Source organism: Lysinibacillus sp. G1-3 (assembly GCF_056322905.1).
Genome location: NZ_JBWHYQ010000004.1, coordinates 88,627 through 109,722 on the forward strand (window position 1 = coordinate 88,627; position 21,096 = coordinate 109,722).

Consider the following 21,096-nt stretch of genomic DNA (forward strand, 5'->3'; position numbering starts at 1 on the left):
CAAAGTAAATGAATGAAATAAACGGATGACTTTACCGAAACAATAAGGCGCGTTTGTGGAATAAGTATCTCTTTTCCTATTCAACTAACGAGGTGCTTTCGTATTAAATAGTTCAGCCAGAACTTTCTGGTTGAACTTTTTTTATTTAGATTTAATCTAACGGTAGCCAGGGTAGAACGTACGGGTGCGTGAGACATTGGTCCCGTCAACTAAACTGTTCACCCCTACTTGTAGAAATATTTTTGAGGCTGGTTGGGTGGTGAATACGTTGTAGGAGGAAAGAAAATGAACCCAGTAGTGGGTATTGATGTAGCTAAAGATGAAAGTGAAGTACAAGCTTTTTTAGAAAAAGGAAAGCCATATGTATTAATGATTTTTGTAAAAGGAGCAATCATTACTTCATCAATACCTGATGCCATCAACACTCGACTCATCGCAATAATAGAAATAATGAGAATGGTCGACAACAGCTCTGTAATGGCATATATAAAACTATAAAAAACGACCTAGTCAGAGCGACGGATAGCAGTCAGAGTGAGGGAAAGTATGGTCAGAGCGACGGAAAGAAGAGCCAAGGTAACAGATAGAGAAGCCAAAGTCGTGGAAAGAACCATCAAAGTCGTGGATAGAACTATCAAAGTCGTGGATAGCCCCGCCCAATTCGTGGATAGAATCATCATAGCAAAAAAGTATTAATAAAATAAAAGCGGTGGAAAATGAAAATCGTTGTTCTCGTGAAAATACTTATCGATAAAGGCGGAAGTAGACTTCTTGGTACTTACAGATTAAGCCCTCAGTTAAACAGTTGGTTCTGGTTTTTATTGACAATGATAATCATTATCGATATTGTGAAAGTAGGATAGAATCCGAATGTCCACCTATTCACATTTCAGCTGTTATTTGATTAATTTAAACTAGCATGAAGATGCTTAATACACAAATGAGTGTGGTGTCGCAACGTTTAACCATATCTAATGAATTTAATACATATTCGTTGTGAAATATCCCAAATTTATCCTTATAAGTTGTTATAATGTATTTTTAGAAATTTAATATTTATAGATCCGATATTCTTTTTTGTGATAAATAATTTTATGAATGAAGCGAAGTAGAGGTGAACTATGGGTGAAGCAGGTGTTGGTAATTAAGAATGAACGGTCATTAGCAAAGAAGATCGTAAGCGGTCTAAAGCAAGAAGGCTATTTCATTTTAACACTTCACAATGAAAAAAAAGGATTAAATATAGTATATGAGCAAGATTGGGATATTATCGTATTGGATTGGGATTCGTTAAGTATACCTGGACCGGAAATTTGCAAACAAATACGGGCTGTTAAAACGACCCCGATAATCATAGTGACTGACAATGTGTCCAGTAAGGACTGCATAGCAGGATTACATGCAGGAGCAGATGATTATATAAGAAAACCATTTGTGAAAGAAGAATTAGTAGCAAGGATAGAAGTTGTTTTAAGAAGGGGAGACTGTATCCAGCCAATCGAGAATGATTACTTTCGATTTAAAGATCTCTTCGTTGATGCATCCAGCAATATTATGACAAAAGGTGGCGAAAATATTCCGCTTACTAAGCGCGAGTATGACTTACTTGTATTTTTAATCAAAAATAAAAATTCAATATTGAGCCGTGAAATGCTTTTGAACCAGGTTTGGGGATATGACGTAGCAGTAAATCCAAATGTAGTGGATTTATATATTGGGTATTTAAGAAAAAAGCTAAAGTGCGAGAAGAAAGACAGATATATTCAAACAATACATGGCAGAGGCTATTCAATGATTGAATAGTGTACAGTTTGTCCCAGTAATCAATTTTAAACATAATCGAAAAAAAACGAGTAAAAACAGTTTCAATTAGTTTTGCTCGTTTTTTTGTTCTATTAAATCTGATAACCAAGCAGTTTTCGGAAGATGTTGAAGAGAAGGAAACGATAAAAAGAATATTTCACACACTCCTTTCTTGTATCCAATACTTAATGTGAAAAATTAACTTTATTTATCATCTTACATTTTTCACAAGATTTTCACAGAATTAAAGACTATACTGTTTCACAGAACGGTTAAATGAAAATGATTATCAATAGCAATTGGAATGGCTGGCAAATACTTTCCAATTCAATCTATAGACTTCATCATTTTCGAAATAAATTACATAATAAGGAGTATGTGTATATGAAGAAATCTATGTTTTTAAAATTTGTTGGTATTATCGCAGTTTTGACATTGATGTTAGTAGCTTGTTCAGATTCAAGCAATAAATCTAATCAAGAGTCAAAGTCTAATGAAGATAATGGAAGTAAAGAAGTTGCTAAACCTGCTACAGTTGAAATCACTGATGCCCACGGAACTGTTTCTGTTCCTGTAAACCCAAAGAATGTAGTTGCTTTGGATAATAGAACTTTTGAAACTTTAGCTGATTGGAAAATTGAACTAGCAGCTGTTCCAAAGGATGTAATGCCTGCGGATTCACCATATGTAAGTGATGAATCAGTTCAAAATATTGGAAATCACCGTGAACCAAACCTTGAAATTATAGCGGCTGCAAACCCTGAACTTGTAATCGTCGGTCAAAGATTTGCAGACTATTACGAAGAAATCAAAAAATTAGTACCAAATGCAGTTGTTATTGATCTTAATGTAGATGTTTCTGAGGAAACTGCTACACCTGGGGAAAACTTAGTAAATGGACTTAAAAATTCTACAATTGCTTTAGGGCAAATTTTCGATAAAAATGAAGAAGCTAAACAAGTGGTAGCTGATTTTGATAAAGTTATCGAAAATGCTAAATCTGCTTATAATGGAACAGATAAAGTGATGAGTGTTATCGTTGGTGGTGGGGATATTGGTTTTGCAGCTCCTCATTCTGGACGTGTTTGGGGACCGATGTATGAAATTTTCGGTTGGGCACCAGCATTAGAAGTTGCCGATTCAACATCAGATCATAAAGGTGATGAAGTTTCTGTTGAAGCTATTGCACAAAGTAATCCTGATTGGCTTTTCGTATTAGATCGTGATGCTGCAATATCTGGTGAAAAAGATTCAGTTCCTGCTCAGGATGTTATTGCTAACGCACCTGCTCTTCAAAAAACAACTGCTGTTTCTAAAAAACATATTATTTATGCACCAGCAGATACTTACACAAACGAATCAATTCAGACGTATATAGAGTTGTTTGAAAACCTTGCAAATACTTTAGCTAAGTAGTGTAAAGGAGTATGAAATGTGCTGAAAAATGTAACTTCTAGGGTTGAGATAAATTCTCAACCCCAGTTTTATAACTACAATAAAATATGGACAAGACCTTTTATATTAGCGATTATAGTTGTTATTATTTTAGGCATTATATCATTGTTTACTGGAGTTTATGATATACGTGGACAAGAGGATGGAATGGAGATGTTTTTCATAACTCGTGTTCCGAGAACAGTTGCATTAATGCTTACTGGAGCTGCAATGTCAATGGCAGGACTCGTAATGCAACTGATTACACAGAATCGTTTTGTTGAACCTACTACAACAGGGACTATTGAATGGTCAGGATTAGGGCTGCTTTTTGTTTATTTATTATTTCCTGCCCCGACTTTAGTTTTAAGAATGACTGGTGCAATCATTTTTTCTTTTATAGGAACTATGATTTTCTTTTTATTTTTAAGAAGAGTTAAACTTCGTTCGTCTTTAATTGTCCCGATTATTGGATTGATGCTTGGAGCAGTCATTTCTGCAGTGTCCACTTTTATGGGACTCCTTTTTCAAATGACACAAAGTATTGAAACTTGGTTTGTAGGTTCTTTTGCGCCTGTTCAGGTGGGAAGATATGAATATTTATGGCTAATTGTTATCGTTACTTTGTTTATTTTTCTTTATGCGAATAGATTGACTTTAGCTGGACTAGGAGAAGATGTCGCAACAAGCCTTGGCGTTAATTACAATAGGATTGTTCTTATGGGGACTGCCCTTATTTCTCTTGCAGTTGGAATTGTTGCAGCTGTTATTGGAAACTTACCTTTCTTGGGTTTAATTGTCCCAAACATTGTTTCAATGTATAGAGGAGATGATCTTAGAAGTAATTTACCTTGGGTATGTTTGATAGGAATGGGAACTGTAACTGCCTGTGACATAATTTCTCGAACAATTATAATGCCTTTTGAAGTACCCGTTTCTTTAATACTTGGAACAGTGGGGTCAGTCGTGTTTATTACTATTTTATTGAGACAAAGAAAGCCAAGGAGGCACCGATGAACACATTGGAATATAGAAATGAAGAAAATGTTGAAATCGATTCTAGCCTTCATAATAAAAATAGATCAGCTAGGGCATTTCGTTCTAAGAAGGAAGAAAGACGTTATTGGATTTTGCTAATAACATTGATTGCTTTGGGGGTCCTTTCTTCATATGGACTTTTAGTTTATAACAATCCAGTTCCAGTAGATTCACCTTCTTTTATCCCAGTTGTTATGAGAAGGATAGTCGCTCTTGTTGCAATGATTATTGCTGCAGTTTGTCAGAGCTTGTCGACGGTTGCTTTCCAAACGATTACGAATAATAGGATTATAACTCCTTCACTTTTAGGTTTCGAAGCACTGTACTCAACAATTCATACTAGTACAATATTTTTCTTTGGTGCTAGTGCATTGATAAATTTTACTGGGATTGGATCATTTTTATTTCAAGTTGTTGTTATGGTCTTGATGAGTTTAATACTTTATGGATGGCTCCTTTCTGGTAAATACGGGAATTTACAACTTATGCTTTTAGTTGGAATTATTATTGGCACTGGGCTAAATTCTGTGTCAACTTTCATGAGAAGACTACTTGCGCCTTCTGAATTTGATATTTTACAGGCAAGATTGTTTGGTTCTGTTAATAATGCGGATTCAGCATATTTTCCTATCGTAATTCCTATGGTAATAATTGTAGCATTATTACTTCTTGCTCATTCTAAAAATCTAAATATATTGTCACTAGGAAAGGATGTGTCTACTTCTTTTGGAGTTAAATATCAATCTAGTGTAATTTATACGCTTGTATTAGTTGCTATTTTGATGTCAATTTCAACAGCTCTGATTGGGCCACTTACTTTCTATGGCTTTTTAGTAGCAACTTTGAGCTATCAGGCGGCATCAACTTATGATCATAGATATATTTTCCCAATGGCGCTTGCTATAGGATTTTTGATATTAACGAGTGCCTACTTTTTAATGTATCACGTATTCCATGCTCAAGGTGTAGTTTCAGTTATTATTGAATTATTTGGTGGAATAATATTTTTAACTGTAGTTTTAAGGAAGAGGGCTTTATGATAAAAATTGATAATGTTAAAAAGTTCTATACTGATGAAGTAAAAATAGGACCTTTGAATATTGAAATACCAAAAGCGGGTTTTACTTCTTTAATTGGACCAAATGGCGCTGGAAAGTCTACGACACTTTTGATGATTGGAAGACTCTTGGATATGGAGGAAGGTCAAATTCAGGTGGCAAATATGGATGTTTCTGAATCCAAATCAAAAGACTTAGCAAAAATTTTGACTATATTGCGTCAAGAAAATCATTTTGTAACTAGGCTTACTATTAGACAATTAGTTGGATTTGGACGATTTCCTTATTCAAAGGGAAGATTAACTAAAGAAGATGAGGCTATTATTTCTAAATATATCGATTTTTTAGATTTGACTAATTTAGAAGATAGATATTTAGATGAGCTTTCAGGTGGTCAAAGACAGAGGGCATATGTAGCAATGGTTTTATGCCAAGAGACTGAATATGTACTTTTGGACGAGCCTCTGAACAATCTTGATGTTGCTCGTTCTGTTCAAATGATGGAGCATTTGAGACGTGCTGCGAATGAATTTGGAAGAACAATTTTGACTGTTATGCATGATATCAATTTTGCTGCCAAATATTCTGATAGAATTTGTGCTATGAAAGATGGACAAATTGCCGCTTTTGGAACAGTAGAAGAGGTTATGGACTCAGAAATTTTGACAGATATTTTCGAAACAAAAATAGAAATTATCGAAGGTCCTTATGGGCCACTCGCTGTTTATTAGTGACAAAGTTTTAAAAAAGAAGCAGCTTAAAAAATGAATATGCCAAGAATTTAATTATTTACTGTAGCTTGCATATATCTTAACTGCTACCCTAGTTGAAGTTGCTGTCTGTATTTTACAGGCGGTAGCTTTTTTTAATGCCATTGCCCACGAGAATGATTGAAGTATGTCATAACGAGAAATTTAGTGAAATTCGCCATTAAAAAAATCTGATTTCTAATCAACATTACTCAATAATAGAAATGCTTAGGAGATATTTCTAAGCATTTTTCGAGGTTTTTAATCGATAATCACCTTATTGCGAAAATAGGGGGGCAAATTTCTCAAGCAGGCGGAAGTATAGGTGATATTCAAATTACTTATATTTTTAAGGATAAAATGTATCAAGCAAAATCAATCAAATTTAAACCAAATGAATAAAGTATTCTTTAACTCCCATGAAAAAACGTAATCATCTTTCATTTTCTGTGGTGTAGCGCCGATTTTGCTCTACATGGATGGCTAACGGGGAGCTTTAATTAAAGATCACTGAGTTGCATAGGTTTTCTATATTGAACTAACGAAAAATTTAGCTAGACAAGTTATAAAATGAAAAGAAAAAAGCATTCAGGTGAATGCTTTTTCACTTTACAATATCAACAGCTTTGCCTGGTAATATGTCTTTCCGATATTGTCGGTAGATTAGACACCCATTTTTCTACGGGTATTGCTTGTTTTTTTCGTTTGCTGGCTTTTCATTTTTTTTGTTGAAAGGTCGGTATGCTTTTTTCCTTTATTAGCAGTGGATTGGTTCTTTTTGTTTTCAAGTTGCTGTTTCACTGCCTCTTGCAGGCTGATTTTCTTTTTTTGTACATCAGTTTGATTATTCTCGGTCATAGGAAATGCTCCTTTTCTAATATGATAGTTAGTCCAGTATAATCTATTTTTTATTATTTGTGAAACTTTCCACTTTAACTTACAACAAGTGAAGACTCTTTTTTACTAACAGAGCGGAATAGTTCAACAAGGTTTTTAGTTTTAATTGTTAAATATGTTCATACAGGTGGGGTTAATCTATAGTATTTTCATAATACTTATGGACTTGGGCTTTTTAATTGTTAGTGCAAATGTAAGTTTAAGAGGTATATAGAACAGACTGTGAGTGATTTCATCCATCTTGAAACTGACGAAAAATATCTTTATAAATTAGAGTTCGATTTCGTAATCAACTACCAAATAAGGATAGATTTAAATGATTACCTTGATTCCCATATAAATTACCCTGAATGGAAAAAAGGCGGATATCCTGTAAAAGAAACTGATAAAAGGTATACAGGAAGGTAATTTATATGTGATTAGTGATGATAAACATATTGTTGGTACTGGAATTGGGAAAAGACTTATGGATTTTATGATGATTCAGTATAGTAAAGAAATGAATATAAAAGCTATTCGTTTAGATGTATATAAAAATAAACGAGCTATAAAACTTTATCAAAAGATTTTATAAATTCTAGTTTTAAAGGGTAATTAGTCTATAAAGATTGATTGTTTTTTTTGTTACCTAAAAAGGTGGTATAGAGCTATTTCTTTCAGTCTGAAAGATAGGTTTAGTTGTGAGTCAAATCACCTAAACAAACAGTGTGCGTTAGGCAGCTCGTTTTTTCTTATTGAAAAAATGAGGCAGTACTTTTTATGATTAAGTAACCTTCTTTATGGTCGTTGTGGCTTGGACGTTTCAACTAAAGACTTGAACATGTATTACCTCGAATTCATTCTAGCAGGAGCTAATATACTACATTAAAAATAAGTAAAATAAGCTGTGCTTCAGTAATTTATATGCTAGTGCGAATGATTGCTGCAATTGCTATAAATGATTAAAAGATGATCAGTACAAACGTTATTTGTGATAATAAAGTGACGTCGGAAAATGGTCAAAGAAATATTATCAAAATGAAAAAAACCGTATGAACTAAAAGTTAATACGGTTTTAGTATTTATTGATTCTTTTTATCAAAGAATAAATTTAAATCTGTTTTGTCAGTATCTTCAGCTAAAGCTGTGTGGATATATTGGTTTAATTCTTGTACTTTTGCTTTTTCAAAAAATGGCACACTTATATAATATGGTGTCCCTGATTTTTCTATGCTTAATATTGTTTGAATTCCACTCCCAGCAATTCCGATACCAATAATTAACCAAAATAAACCACCGATAAAGCTTTCACCTATAGATGAAAATCCAAGTGAAATTATAAATAGTCCAATTATTATTGCTTTAACATTATATTTTGAAGATAACATTGATCCCGAAATATTCTTCAGAGGTATATTTTGTTCATCTTTTCCTGCTGGAATAAATCCTAGAATTGTGTTTGATAAATTGGTTTTTACAAATCTGTTATCAATTTCTACGGCTCCTTTCACCCAAAAAAATAATAGACTTGTTGAAAAAATAATTTTTTTCATGTTAAAGCTCCTTCTTTATTATATGAAATTTAGAAATACTATGTTATTTTCTCTCAATTTTCTATTTATGTAAATAGTTTTAGTGAAAATTTACTATTTTTTTTGTTTAGGAAGACAAATGTAGTGCACTTGGTTGTGGTTTTGTTTGTAGTATATTGATTCTTAAGACTGTTTTGTACATATTTTTTCTCTCTCGAAAGTACTGATTATGGTTGAATACACTGCATTTTTAAGATGTTTTTCAATGAAAAAAAGTTATGATATAACTTCCAACTATATCTTATGTATAGTACAAATGGAACAACTTGTATTGATTAATTCGTTGCAAATTGATTATGTATGTTTTCTGAATATATTAATAATGATGAAATGATATTGGAACTTGGAAAAATGGATTTGTTTTAAAGAAGTGACCTATATCGGGTACGAAAAACAACTACAATTTAAAATCTTTGACAATCATAAATATTAAAAAAATATGTCAAACTTCCAATCAAAATCTGGATTTGAAACACACATTAAACACTTTTTAGGCTGCTTGGTTCCTTATAGTAATGGGGGTTAAGAGCATGATTTTTCATATACCGTTTTTCATGTTGATTTGAAATTTAGTTCGATAAGAATGTTTTGTGAATTTCTTGGTCAATTAACGAAATTGAGTAAAAGTTTTTTTGAAAAAATGAACTATTTATAATACTAAATTGTTACTTGTGTAGAAATCGGAAAAGGAGGTGGGATTGTGAAACAAATTAGCGATGAGAGGGTATTGTTTCAAACATATTATAAAGAGGTCTTCAGAGCTTGCTATTACATGCTTCAAAATAAATACGATGCAGAGGATCTTTGTCAGGATGTATTTGCAAAAGCTTTGAGTGTAGATTTTCAAGCTATACAAAATCAAAAATCTTGGTTACTTAGTATTGCTATGAATATGTCTCGAAATTATTTAAAGAAAAAGAACAGACTCCTATTAAAAGAAAATTTTGATTTCCTATCATTTATACGAGTTGACAATACCCAAAATATTGAGCGAACAATACAGCTCAATGAAAATAAAAGTGAGTTAGTCTATTTAATGAACAAACTGCCTGTTCGTATACGGAAGGTAATGATATTAAAATATGTCCATGATTGTAAAGATAGAGAAATCGCTGAAATTCTAAAAATCCCAGAGGGGACGGTTAAATCGAGGCTTTTTAAAGGTAAAAAATTAATGAAAAAGTTTATCCAAGTAGATGGAAATTATTTATTCGAATGGAGGGATCATCGTGAGTAAAATGGACGATTTAATAAAAGAAAAAGTGAAGTACGATCAAGTAGATTATCCTAATGAGAATGAAATGTGGAGTAAAATCATCCGTAAACAAGAAAATCATAAGTATAAAACTAAAAAACATAGCTATAAACCCAAAATTATATTAACTGCCATAATGTTTACAATTGTTTTATCAGCCACACCTGTATTTGCCAAATATACAACAGAAATCTTGGACTGGATGCGAAATATGAATAGAACAGGCGTTATTACTTCTTTAGAAAATGGCTTTGGGCAGGAAGTCAATAAAACTGTAGAAAACGAAGCGGGTGTATTAAATATTCATAATGTAATTTCAGATCAAAATGGGACTACTATTAACTTTAGCTTAGATATTGATCACGATTATCCAATAGATTATGCAGACTTCGAAAAAGCATTACTCAAAATAAGTGACGGCAAAGAAATAAAGTTGGAGGCTAACGCAGTATATAATCAGGAAACAGATCAATTAGTAGGGATTCTAAAAACAGATGAGGAAATCCCACACAACAGCAATGTTACACTTCAATTTGGTGGTGTAAAGGAGATACAGCAGAAAAGTGTAGAGTTAAAAAATGTAGTTCAATCGAACGCGTTCCCTGAAAAGATTACTTTAAATCAAAATGGAATATCACAAATAGAATTCACTTCAAACGGATATCAAAACGGACAATATACATTGGATTATCTTATCGACCTGGAAGAGTCCAATAACATAGAAGACGCATATGTATCTTATAAAATTCAAGATGAAACCATTGCGAGTTTTGGCGTCACTCATAAACGTCCTCAAGCAAATGTCATTAAAAGAAGTGATTCACTAAAGATCCAAAAAGAAGAGGTAGAAAAATTAGGAGTATTTTTAAGTTATATTGATACAGTAAGTTATAAACCAGAAACGTGGAGCCTTGATTTCCAATACAATCAGGATCTTGCTAAAAAATCTACTTTTGTTATGGATATAGACGAAAAAATTGAGATAGGCTCTCAGCAACTTCAATTTAATGAGCTTGTCATTACACCGAGTAATGTGAAGCTTTATATTGAAGAAAAATATATAGATTCTAATTCTAATATAGCTCATTTCAATTATCGTCAGTTTAAATTACGAATTGGTGAGCAAGAATTATCGGGAGAGTATTATAAAGATTATATTTCCTTTGACACACAGGGGCTGATAAAGGATATTACGAATAAAGAAATTTCACTTATATTAAATGATGCGAAGCTTTCTTATGAAGCTGAAAAGCAAGACAAAGTAGAGCTAACAAATATTTCTGGTGTGCCAAAGACTATAAAAACAGAATTAAACGGGTATCCAATTGATATTACCTACTATACGAAAGGTAATGATTTAATTGTTGAATCAGAAAGTAAGAACGAGCAATTTGGTGGTATCACACAAAATGTTATATATCAAAATGGCAAAAAAATCTTTGCAGAAACTCGTTCTAATGATGGCGTGTTAAGAACACATAAACAAGTAGAAACATTTAAAAATATAAAGGAAAAAGATATTACATTAAACTTCTTCCTTTATACTGTCAATGAAGATCGAGCTAAAACTATTGTTTTACAGTAAATATTTGCGGTGTAACTTTTTTCAGCAAGTGTTTTATGTAACGAAAATGAAGCGGCAGTTTACAAGTGGATGATTCAATTGAATATAGAAAAAGCGTGTTTTGATACATTCAAAATACGCTTTTCTTTTCCTTTAATATATAGCCTTAAATTCACCGTGAACTTGTAAATATAAATTTCGATGTTGAAACGACTGTCTTTAGTCTAATTCAAGCTGGTACTGTGTTAGAAGTTTATTCTAACAGTTCTTTCTTTAATTAATAGGAAGATATTGTTAACTCGTTACCGGATTTCTCAATACCAATAAAATTAGAAGAATAATAATTAAAAATACACCTAATGATTGATACTATTCATCTAAATGTGTGTAATAAATTATTTGAAAATAATATATTTCTCGATATGAAACCTTATTAGGGTTACATTATTTTGCACTATTTACCCGGAATCTGTGCTCTAGGGCATTGCTTTCTTAACTCAACGGTGAACTCGAATGTACCCTTTAGTGAAATCTTGATACCTTTAAGAATAGTTAGCAAAAAACTTTTTATAGACATTTCACCAACATTTAGAGAACTAGTTAAATATTTTTCAAATAAAGAATAATTGTGCTATTATTTTAAGAAACATGATTTTAATAGCGGAGGATTAATTTTTTATGAAAGTACTTGTAGTAGATGATTCCGTGTTTTCTCAAAAAACAACAATACAAACATTAAAATCTATTTACCCTGATGCTGTTTATGAAACAGCAAATGATGGTGTTGAAGGTATTGAAGTATTTGCAACTTTTCTACCTGACCTTGTATTTATGGATTTATTAATGCCTAAGATGAGTGGACAAGAGGCAATTAGACAATTATTAGAAAAATACCCAACGGCTAAAATTATCGTGCTTTCAGCTGACGTACAATTGGCGGTTCGTGACGAGGTTTTATCTGCTGGAGCGTTAGCATTTATTAATAAACCGATAAATGTTGCGAAACTGAAGGAGATAGAATTATTGATAGAAGGGTGATTTAGTTGTTGACAACAACACAAGAGGATATATTGAAAGAGCTGTATAATGTATTTGTCGGCGAGGCAGCTAACTTATTATCAGAGATTCTTCAAAAAAGAATTTTTTTGTCAGTACCAGAGATAACGTTACTAGGGTTACAAGAATTAAAGTCTGGCAATCAAGAAGAGCTGACTCCTGTAATAAATGGTACAGTACTATCTACCTCTTTAAAGTTTGGTAATGTCTTTTCTGATAGAGCAGATTTTATTTTTCCGGCAGAGCAAATTAAATATTTGACTGCGCTTTGCTTAGGGGAAGAATATACAGAAGAGGATGAAAAACTTTCATTTAATGATGAGGATTTTGATGTTGTAAAGGAAATAGGCAATATCATTCTAAATTCCATTATGGGCGGTATGGGAAGCCTGTTGAAAATGAAGCTTGAGTATGATGTGCCACAAGTAATTTTACATAATGAAGGAGAGTTTTATAAAACACTTACTAGCTCTGGGGATAGTAATGTGTTATTACTTTATGTAAGTTTTGATGTGGATAATTCAAAGGTACTAGGCATCATCTTAATTAAGTTTTCCTTAGAATCAATCGAATTTTTAATTCAAAAAGTGGACGAGATTAGTAGGGATTTGGATGAATGATTTATATGTTGCGATCGTCAATCAGCTAGATAATGGCATTATTTTATTGGATGAGCAATTGAACATTCAATTATGGAATAAATGGTTAGTCAAGTACACAGATAAAAGTGAAGATGAGGTTAAAGGTTTACCGATCACAACAGTTGTTCCACGTTTTGATAAAAAGATTTATGCCTATATGTTTGAAAAGGCTTTGTTGGATAAACAAAAAAGCTTTTGCTCAGCGGCGATGCATCAATATTTTGTGGAACATAAGTGTGCAAAGATGAAGCCAACTCGTCAAAATATATTAATTCAACATATACAAATAGAACATACATCGTATTTAATGATAGAACTTTATGATGTATCTGATCACTATAAGCGCATTCAAAACTTAAATAAGTATTTAAAAAGTTCCATTGATTTCTCTAAAAACTTGGAGCACTTTGTTTATTATGATAGTTTAACGAATTTACCGAATCGTAAATTTGTGTTGGATCGTTTAGAGCGTTTAATTGAAGGAGAGAATCAGGGATTTTCCCTATTTTTCATAGATTTGAATGGCTTTAAAGCTGTAAATGACCAGTATGGACATCTACAGGGAGATTTATTACTACAAATGTTTGCGGAACGGTGCAAGCAATTTACTCAAAAGCAGGAAGTCTGGACGCGTCTTGGTGGAGATGAATTTGTGTTATTAGTTGAACATATGACTACGCAAAATGAAGTTGAACAGTATACAGCTAAAATACATGAATTATTACAGGAGCCGTTTAGCATCGAGGAACAGCAAATTCTGATTTCAGCAAGTATTGGCTGTGCGCGTTTTCCACAAGATGGGGCTACAGCAAAGCAATTATTAAATGTAGCAGATAGTCAAATGTATCTTCAAAAAGCAAAAAAAGCATAAATAAATAGATTGTCGAGCTTCATCAAGGTACAATTTTGGGATACTGCGGCACTCTTGGTTTGGATACGTATCAAAACCAAGAGTGTTTTTGTTTTGATTAAGATCGATGTTACATATTTAACCGGGGATATTGTTTTATAATTACAGAAGGTTTCAATGAAATAATAACAAGCGGATACCGTGTATAATTAAGATATGGTATCCGCTTATTTCTTTCATTATTAATGCTAAAAAAGGAAGAACAAAATGGTTAGTACACATAAATAAAAGTTTAGCTAGCAATTGATTTACACAGCAGAAGGACACAAAATGGTTATCCAATTAATAAACGTAATAAAAATGTCGGGGAATTACACAGAAATGTCACAAAAATAATAAAGATATCAGTACATTTAAAAGATAATATTCCGATATTTAATTATGTCTAATGTCTAACGTCTATACTCATGAAGCATCCATTATTTGGAGTGAAAAAGTAATTTCAAAATCTAGAGTAACTTTATACAAAAATTTGAATAATAAATTAATCCTCTTTCTTTAAAAAGTAAAAGCTCTATTAAACCGGATGTTATTTGAATAGTATACTAGAATAACATTAGGAACTCCTTTAAAACAAAAAAATATTAGTGTAATAGAGCATGGAGAGATAGTGGCAGGAGGAACAAAATGAGAAATTTTTTCGAAGATCCTTACATAAATATTGATCAGCAACTAATAACCTTAGTCAGTGAGATTAGTGAATATAAAGGTATGTTGACCGCTTATAAAGAGCAAAGACCTGATATATTTACTGGCCTTGAAAAAGCTATACCCCTACAATACATAAAAAACTATATTTCAGTTTATGAGGACATAAAAGTTTCAAATAAGCGATTAAAAGAAATTATTTTAGATGATATGATGCCTCAATCAATTTCGGAAGATGCGATTTTTTGTTATTATGAAACTTTGACTCTTGTACATAAAAAATCTCGTACTTTTTCTATAAGTCCAGATACTATACAAGAATTGCATTTTCAATTAATTCATTATAATACCTCTGACAGTGCAAAATGGCGCCAAAAGCCATTTTCTATTCCAGGAATTCCCGAAAAAGGGATGCACACGATTTGTTATCGTCCTCTTCCACCTGAAAATGTTCCGCAAGCTGTAGAACAATTATGCAACCAGTACGATTTATTAAACCGCAAAAAAGAGATGCCTACACTTATATTAATCGCTCGTTTTATATTTAATTTTTATTGCATAATCCCTTTTAGTCAAGGTAATGGTAGATTAACATTAATGTTCTTGCAATTACTATTAGTAAAAAGCGGACATACATTTGTAAAATACGTTTGTTTAGATGAATATATAAAGAAAAGAGAATCTGAATACTATGAAGCTATATTTAAATCATCTGTTAATTGGTACTGTAATGGACATAATATGAACTTCTGGTTAAAAGAGTTCTTAATGATTATTTTAGAGGCTTATAAAGATTTACATAGCAGAGTACTGGATTCTATATGTAAACATACTAAGGTAGAGCGAATTCAGAATTTCATTCATAATCAACAACAACCTTTTACAAAAGATTGCATTCGAAGCATTTATCCAGATATAGCCGAAAGTACAATTAGTAAAGCTTTAACTGATTTGCAATTATTAGGTGAAATTAAGCTTATCTCAAAAGGAAGAAATGCCCGCTGGATGACAGTCCAATCTTAGTCTATACCTTTTTAGGTGAGCTACTAAGTTTTATAAAACAAAATAAAAATCTAATTTAAGAACCAATTGCCAATCTTCAATAAGCAATTGGTTCTTTACATTTCAATCTAGAAATATGAAAAATCTCAAAAGTGCCTTGTAACTACAAAGTCAAGGATACCCCTCAATAATGAAAAGTTAGTAGGTACCATCTCACAGCTAATATCTATTCTAGAAGAGTCTTATTGGGAATCAATATATCTAAACTTCAGCTTATTTCGGCAGATGTCCAAACGCCTTCTGAAATATAGGAACTAAGTCTAAGAACGCCACGGTATTACCGAAATGTGCTGGCCCATGCCTAGCCTAAGCACAATGCCGATTCCGGACTTAACTATGCCAAGGGAAAATTGATAGCATTATTCTAATTCGCTTAATTACCTAATTATTAACAAAAATATGTCATTATTTAGTTGTCAGACGACTGAACTTCGCTGTATTGTGACACATTCAGATGAATATTGTTAATATTAATCAATTTTCAGACTCGAAATTACAGTGAAATAACCTATTTTAGCTTGAAATAGGTTAATTTCGTAGTTATTTGCTAAAAAATGTGTACATGACTAAAATTTACATCATAGGAAATAGAAAGAATTTTTCCTAAACTCAAGTAAATGGGGGGTACTCAAAATATATATAAAACCGTATGAATTATTATGAAAAATATCAAATAGGGAGGTAATAGAATGAAAAGGAAATTAATTAAAGGATTAATGATAACATCCATTGTTGCAACAGGAGTTATTCCTGTACATACTTTTGCAACACCTATTGCTCAAGCAGAACTACAAGAAGAGAACATGACTCTTTCTTCATCTTTAAGAAAATTAGGTGCACAATCTAAATTAATCCAAATGTATATAGACCAATCTTTAATGAACCCGAATGTACAGCTAGATGAAGTACCAGCTTTACATACAGATCAATTCCTAATTAAACAAGATATGAAAGAATGGACATCGGAACTCTATCCAAAGTTAATTTTAATTAATTCAAAAAGTAAAGGATTTGCCACTAAATTTAATAGCTATTATCCAACATTAAAAGATTATGTAGATAATAAGGAAGATAAGGAAGGTTTCCTTGATAGGCTGGAAGTCCTTCAAGAAATGGTTATGACAAACCAAGAAAATATTCAATATCAAATTAATGAATTAACAGATCTTCAATTACAGCTTGATAAAAAACTTAAAAATCTCGATACTGATGTGGCAAAAGCTCAGGAAGTACTTAGTTTAGAAGGAACAGGGAAGATAGACAAGCTAAAAGGCGAATTACTTGATACTAAAAAATCCATTCAAAATAATTTGCAAGAAATAGCGTTTCTACCAGGGGCTTTAAATGAACAAGGACTAAAAATATTCCAAGAAATCTATAGTCTATCAAAAGATATTATTGAACCAGCTGCTCAAACAGCGGCAGCAGCGTATAACAAAGGAAAAGAAATTAACAACGCTATTTTAGAAGCAGAGAAAAAAGCAGAGCAAGAAGCGAAAGATAAGGGTAAATCTGCTTTAGAGATTGAAGCTGCTAAAAAAGAAGCGCGGGAAACAATTGAAAAAAATAATAAAGGTGAAATTGCAGCAGCAGCGGCTACAAAAGCGAAAGAGCATGACCTTATGAAAGTAATTGACTCAGAAAGAATCAAGAAAACATATAGTACCTTCGCTGAAGTAAATAATCTAAAGGCAGAACAACGAGCATATTTAGATGATTTAGAGCAGCAAAACCAAAAATTATATGATTTAACAACGAAACTATCGATAGCAGATTTACAAAAATCAATGCTTCTTCTTATGCAAAATGATTTACATACATTTGCTAGTCAAGTGGATGTAGAACTTGACCTATTGAAACGCTATAAAGAAGATTTGATTTTAATAAAAAGTAGTATCACAAAGTTAAGTACTGATGCTGAAACTGCTAACAATCTATCTCAAAAAGATACATTAAGACGATTAAAAAATGGTATTGGTCAACTTGAAGAACAAGTTCATAAATTTTGATAGAATATCGAAAAATTAGGAGGGATTAGATTTGAAGAAATTTTCATATAAGGTGTTAACCGTGGCCACTTTGGCAACGGTTATAACTGCAACTAACAGTGGTCCTATTCAGGCGCTTGCGCAAGAACAGAGCTTTCAGGAACAGAAAATTGGGAATTATTACACATTAGGACCTGAAGGACTGAAGAAAGCGTTAGCTGAAACAGGTTCTCATATTCTTGTAATGGATTTGTACGCAAAAACAATGATTAAACAACCAAATGTAAATCTATCAAATATTGATTTAGGTTCTGAAGGGGGAGAGTTAATCAAAAATATTCACCTTAATCAGGAACTGTCTCGAATCAATGCGAATTATTGGCTAGATACAGCGAAGCCAAAAATTCAAAAGACAGCACGTAATATTGTAAATTACGATGAACAATTTAATAATTACTACGACACATTAATAGACACTGTAAAAAAGAAAGATAAGGAAGGGCTAAAAGAAGGTATTGGTGATTTAATCAGTTCGATTGATACAAATTCAAAAGAAGTTACAGACGTCATAAAGATGTTAGAAGCCTTCAAAACAAAGCTATATACAAATACTATAGATTTTAAAAATAATATTGGTGGTCCAGATGGGAAGGGTGGATTAACGGCAATATTAGCGGGTAAACAGGCATTGGTTCCACAACTTCAAGCTGAAATTGAGAATCTACGTTCCACTCAAAAAGCACATTTTGACAATGTACTAGCATGGTCAATTGGTGGTGGATTGGGAGCAGCAGTTTTAATTATTGGAACTATTGCAGGAGGGGTAGTAATTGTTGTGACTGGCGGAACAGCAACCCCACTTGTTGTCGGTGGCCTTACAGCTCTCGGCGCGGCTGGTATTGGTTTAGGAACAGCAGCTGGTGTTACAGCATCTAATCATATGAACTCCTACAACGAAATTTCCAATAAAATCGGGGAATTAACGATGAAAGCCGATTTAGCTAACCAAGCAGTTATTTCACTTACTAACGCCAAAGACACTTTGACATACCTATATCAAACAGTGGATCAAGCGATCATGTCTTTAACGAATATTCAACAACAATGGAATACAATGGGGGCAAATTATAAAGACTTATATGATAATATCGATCAAATGCAAGATCATAAGCTCTCGTTAATACCTGATGATTTAAAAGCGGCTAAACAAAGTTGGAATGATATTCATAAAGATGCGGAATTTATTGCAAAAGACATTGCTTTTAAACAAGAAGATAAAAACTGAAAATAAATTACATATAGGAGGAATATGAAATGAATAAAAAATCTCTTTACAAAGTACTCGCTGTATCAACGTTTTTAACTTTGACAACAACTTCTGTAGTCTCTCCATTAGCAGCATTTGCAGAGACAAGTAAAATTGAGCAAACAAGCAATAGTGATACGTCTCTTTCAGCAAATGAAGTGAAGATGAAAGAAACTTTGCAAAAGGCGGGGCTTTTTGCAAAATCTATGAATGCTTATTCGTATATGTTAATTAAAAATCCAGATGTGAACTTTGAAGGGATTAAAATTAATGGATATCCGGATTTGCCAGGTAAAATTGTACAAGATCAAAAGGATGCTAGAGCACACGCCCTTACATGGGATACAAAGGTAAAGAAACAGCTAATAGATACGTTAACAGGTATTATTGAATACGATACAAAGTTTGAAAATTATTATGACATAATTGTAGATGCAATAAATACAGGAGATGGAGAGACGTTAATAGAAGGGATTACAGATTTACGAGAAGAGATTCAACTAAATCAAAAGTATGCTCAACAATTAATAGAAGAATTAACTAAATTAAGAAATGATATTGGACAAGATGTTAGAGCATTTGGCAGTAACAAAGAGCTTTTACAGTCGATTTTAAAAAATCAAGGGGTTGCAGTTGAGGACGATCAAAAGCGCCTAAATGAAATTTTAGAATCAGTAAACTACTATAAGAAACTAGAGTCTGATGGAATAATAACAATATCTGTGCCTTCTATTCCTACGTGGATTGCTGGTGGTGTTATGCTGGGGATAGCGAGAGATCAATTAGGTCAATTAGAACCGTTATTAGCACAATTAAGACAGACAGTTGATTATAAAACAACATTAAATCGTGTAGTTGGTATTGCACATAGTAATATTAGTGAGATGTACAATGCACTTGATGATGCTATTAATGCCCTTACTTTTATGTCTACACAATGGACTGATTTAGACTCTCAATATTCAGGAGTATTGAGACATATCGAGAATGCATCTGATAAAGCGGAACAAAATAAATTCAAATTTTTACTACCTAATTTGAAATCAGCTAAAGACAGCTGGAAGACATTAAAAGTAGATGCAGACACATTAAAAGCAGGGATAAAAGAGTTGAAAATATAACCTGTTGTTACTCCTGCTAAATAATAAAATAAGAGGAAACAAAAGAGCGAGAAGTTAGTCACTTCTCGCTTGTTTTGCGTACTCACTTAAACGTAGCGTGATCTATATTAATAAATCTGATACTACCTGAACAATCAGCAAGAAAAAAATGATTGGTAATAAAATTTGAATCCATCTTGTTTTGATATAAGGGATGATCTTTAAACCTAAGAACGAGCCAACGATAGAGCCAATTGAAACAGGAATGGCGATTCCCCAATTAACTATGCCCGTAAAGTAGTAAAAGAGAAAGGCACCTGTACAACTTGAAAACGTAATCATTCTTGTTAACTCAACTGCTTTTATATATGTATATTGCTTTTTAAGGTGATAGGTTACATTCATTAGAGCTGAGCCTGGTCCAAAACCACCATCATATATTGAAACCGCAAATGGAATAAGTTTATTAATTGGTTGTTCCTCTGTCTCTTTAATATCCTTTACCATAAATTTATTACTGCAAAGCATGATGAAAAATGCGAAAATTAAGAAAATGCAAGCTACAATATTCATGACTTGTTCTGATAATCGTGTGGCTAAAAATGCGCCCAATACACCTCCCAAACTAGATATAATCATTAAAGATGCAAATTTTTTTATCGATAAATGACCTTTAATTATAAACGATACGACATTTGATAGAGCTGAAAGTCCTGTCGCGAATTTATTAACAGCTACGGTTGTATGAATCGGAATACCAATAAGTAACATTGCGGGTAACAAAACAAAGCCTGCAGCGCCGAAAAGAACACCAATGACTGCTGCGAGTAAGCCAATTGTAAATAAAATAAATCCATTTACTGAAAACCATTCCTGTAGTAAAATTTCCATCAAATCACCTCTACACTTAAATTACTGCTAAATAATACATAAAACAAATATATATAAATTACTTATTCATAAATTAAATTTATTATTATTCAGCAGGAGACCCCCATCTTCGAAGGTGGTGGGGT

19 protein-coding genes are annotated in these 21,096 nt (G+C 32.5%); 16 read left to right on the forward strand and 3 right to left on the reverse strand.

Annotation, left to right across the window (positions count from 1 at the left end; all coding sequences use genetic code 11):
* The first annotated feature begins 285 nt into the window (after window positions 1-285).
* The 6 genes from ACVYAD_RS05190 (at window position 286) to ACVYAD_RS05215 (ending at window position 6,064) form a co-directional block, all read left to right on the forward strand.
* Window positions 286-498: a hypothetical protein gene (locus ACVYAD_RS05190; RefSeq protein ID WP_349662301.1), complete on the forward strand. Its 213-nt coding sequence runs from the start codon at window positions 286-288 to the stop codon at window positions 496-498.
* Window positions 499-1,125: 627 nt separating this feature from the next.
* A complete protein-coding gene (locus ACVYAD_RS05195) occupies window positions 1,126-1,803 on the forward strand; it encodes a response regulator transcription factor (RefSeq protein ID WP_476425058.1) in 678 nt (225 codons plus the stop codon).
* Between the two features lie 384 nt (window positions 1,804-2,187).
* The gene (locus tag ACVYAD_RS05200) at window positions 2,188-3,219 is read left to right on the forward strand and encodes a siderophore ABC transporter substrate-binding protein (protein ID WP_349662299.1); all 1,032 of its coding nucleotides are present in this window, start codon (window positions 2,188-2,190) and stop codon (window positions 3,217-3,219) included.
* Window positions 3,220-3,237: 18 nt separating this feature from the next.
* On the forward strand, window positions 3,238-4,254 hold the full coding sequence (locus ACVYAD_RS05205; protein WP_349662298.1) for an ABC transporter permease: 1,017 nt from the start codon (window positions 3,238-3,240) through the stop codon (window positions 4,252-4,254).
* Complete coding sequence (locus ACVYAD_RS05210) at window positions 4,251-5,315, forward strand: iron chelate uptake ABC transporter family permease subunit (RefSeq protein ID WP_476425060.1); 1,065 nt, start codon at window positions 4,251-4,253, stop codon at window positions 5,313-5,315. The genes ACVYAD_RS05205 and ACVYAD_RS05210 overlap by 4 nt, the downstream gene beginning before the upstream one ends.
* Window positions 5,312-6,064 carry an iron ABC transporter ATP-binding protein gene (locus ACVYAD_RS05215; RefSeq protein ID WP_349662296.1) on the forward strand — a complete coding sequence of 251 codons (753 nt, stop codon included), beginning with the start codon at window positions 5,312-5,314 and terminating at the stop codon, window positions 6,062-6,064. Before ACVYAD_RS05210 ends, ACVYAD_RS05215 begins: the two co-directional genes overlap by 4 nt.
* 681 nt (window positions 6,065-6,745) lie before the next feature.
* On the opposite strand, the gene ACVYAD_RS05220 is transcribed toward ACVYAD_RS05215, so the two are convergent.
* On the reverse strand, window positions 6,746-6,940 hold the full coding sequence (locus ACVYAD_RS05220) for a hypothetical protein (protein ID WP_476425062.1): 195 nt from the start codon (window positions 6,938-6,940) through the stop codon (window positions 6,746-6,748).
* A 454-nt stretch (window positions 6,941-7,394) separates the two neighbouring features.
* On the opposite strand from ACVYAD_RS05220, the gene ACVYAD_RS05225 reads away from it, so the two are divergent.
* The gene (locus ACVYAD_RS05225) at window positions 7,395-7,553 is read left to right on the forward strand and encodes a GNAT family N-acetyltransferase (RefSeq protein ID WP_476425064.1); all 159 of its coding nucleotides are present in this window, start codon (window positions 7,395-7,397) and stop codon (window positions 7,551-7,553) included.
* Between the two features lie 487 nt (window positions 7,554-8,040).
* On the opposite strand, the gene ACVYAD_RS05230 is transcribed toward ACVYAD_RS05225, so the two are convergent.
* Window positions 8,041-8,511, reverse strand: a complete 471-nt coding sequence (locus ACVYAD_RS05230; protein WP_349661112.1) for a hypothetical protein — start codon at window positions 8,509-8,511, stop codon at window positions 8,041-8,043.
* A 739-nt stretch (window positions 8,512-9,250) separates the two neighbouring features.
* On the opposite strand from ACVYAD_RS05230, the gene ACVYAD_RS05235 reads away from it, so the two are divergent.
* The 9 genes from ACVYAD_RS05235 (at window position 9,251) to hblA (ending at window position 20,101) form a co-directional block, all read left to right on the forward strand.
* Entirely contained in the window at window positions 9,251-9,787 is a 537-nt protein-coding gene (locus ACVYAD_RS05235) for an RNA polymerase sigma factor (RefSeq protein WP_476425065.1), read from the forward strand.
* Between the two features lies 1 nt (window position 9,788).
* Complete coding sequence (locus tag ACVYAD_RS05240) at window positions 9,789-11,390, forward strand: DUF4179 domain-containing protein (RefSeq protein WP_476425253.1); 1,602 nt, start codon at window positions 9,789-9,791, stop codon at window positions 11,388-11,390.
* A gap of 657 nt (window positions 11,391-12,047) precedes the next feature.
* Window positions 12,048-12,407, forward strand: a complete 360-nt coding sequence (locus ACVYAD_RS05245) for a response regulator (protein WP_094075061.1) — start codon at window positions 12,048-12,050, stop codon at window positions 12,405-12,407.
* Between the two features lie 5 nt (window positions 12,408-12,412).
* Window positions 12,413-13,045, forward strand: coding sequence for a hypothetical protein (locus ACVYAD_RS05250; RefSeq protein ID WP_476425067.1), 633 nt, complete (start codon window positions 12,413-12,415; stop codon window positions 13,043-13,045).
* The gene (locus tag ACVYAD_RS05255) at window positions 13,038-13,937 is read left to right on the forward strand and encodes a diguanylate cyclase domain-containing protein (RefSeq protein WP_476425068.1); all 900 of its coding nucleotides are present in this window, start codon (window positions 13,038-13,040) and stop codon (window positions 13,935-13,937) included. Before ACVYAD_RS05250 ends, ACVYAD_RS05255 begins: the two co-directional genes overlap by 8 nt.
* Before the next feature lie 666 nt (window positions 13,938-14,603).
* Complete coding sequence (locus tag ACVYAD_RS05260) at window positions 14,604-15,647, forward strand: Fic family protein (RefSeq protein ID WP_476425069.1); 1,044 nt, start codon at window positions 14,604-14,606, stop codon at window positions 15,645-15,647.
* A 728-nt stretch (window positions 15,648-16,375) separates the two neighbouring features.
* The gene (gene hblC / locus ACVYAD_RS05265) at window positions 16,376-17,695 is read left to right on the forward strand and encodes a hemolysin BL lytic component L2 (protein WP_476425071.1); all 1,320 of its coding nucleotides are present in this window, start codon (window positions 16,376-16,378) and stop codon (window positions 17,693-17,695) included.
* Between the two features lie 31 nt (window positions 17,696-17,726).
* On the forward strand, window positions 17,727-18,959 hold the full coding sequence (gene hblD / locus ACVYAD_RS05270; RefSeq protein ID WP_476425073.1) for a hemolysin BL lytic component L1: 1,233 nt from the start codon (window positions 17,727-17,729) through the stop codon (window positions 18,957-18,959).
* 29 nt (window positions 18,960-18,988) lie between these two features.
* Window positions 18,989-20,101 carry a hemolysin BL binding component B gene (hblA, locus tag ACVYAD_RS05275; RefSeq protein ID WP_476425074.1) on the forward strand — a complete coding sequence of 371 codons (1,113 nt, stop codon included), beginning with the start codon at window positions 18,989-18,991 and terminating at the stop codon, window positions 20,099-20,101.
* 102 nt (window positions 20,102-20,203) lie between these two features.
* Here the strand turns inward: hblA and ACVYAD_RS05280 are convergent, their stop codons facing one another.
* On the reverse strand, window positions 20,204-20,971 hold the full coding sequence (locus ACVYAD_RS05280; protein ID WP_476425075.1) for a sulfite exporter TauE/SafE family protein: 768 nt from the start codon (window positions 20,969-20,971) through the stop codon (window positions 20,204-20,206).
* Window positions 20,972-21,096 lie beyond the last annotated feature (125 nt).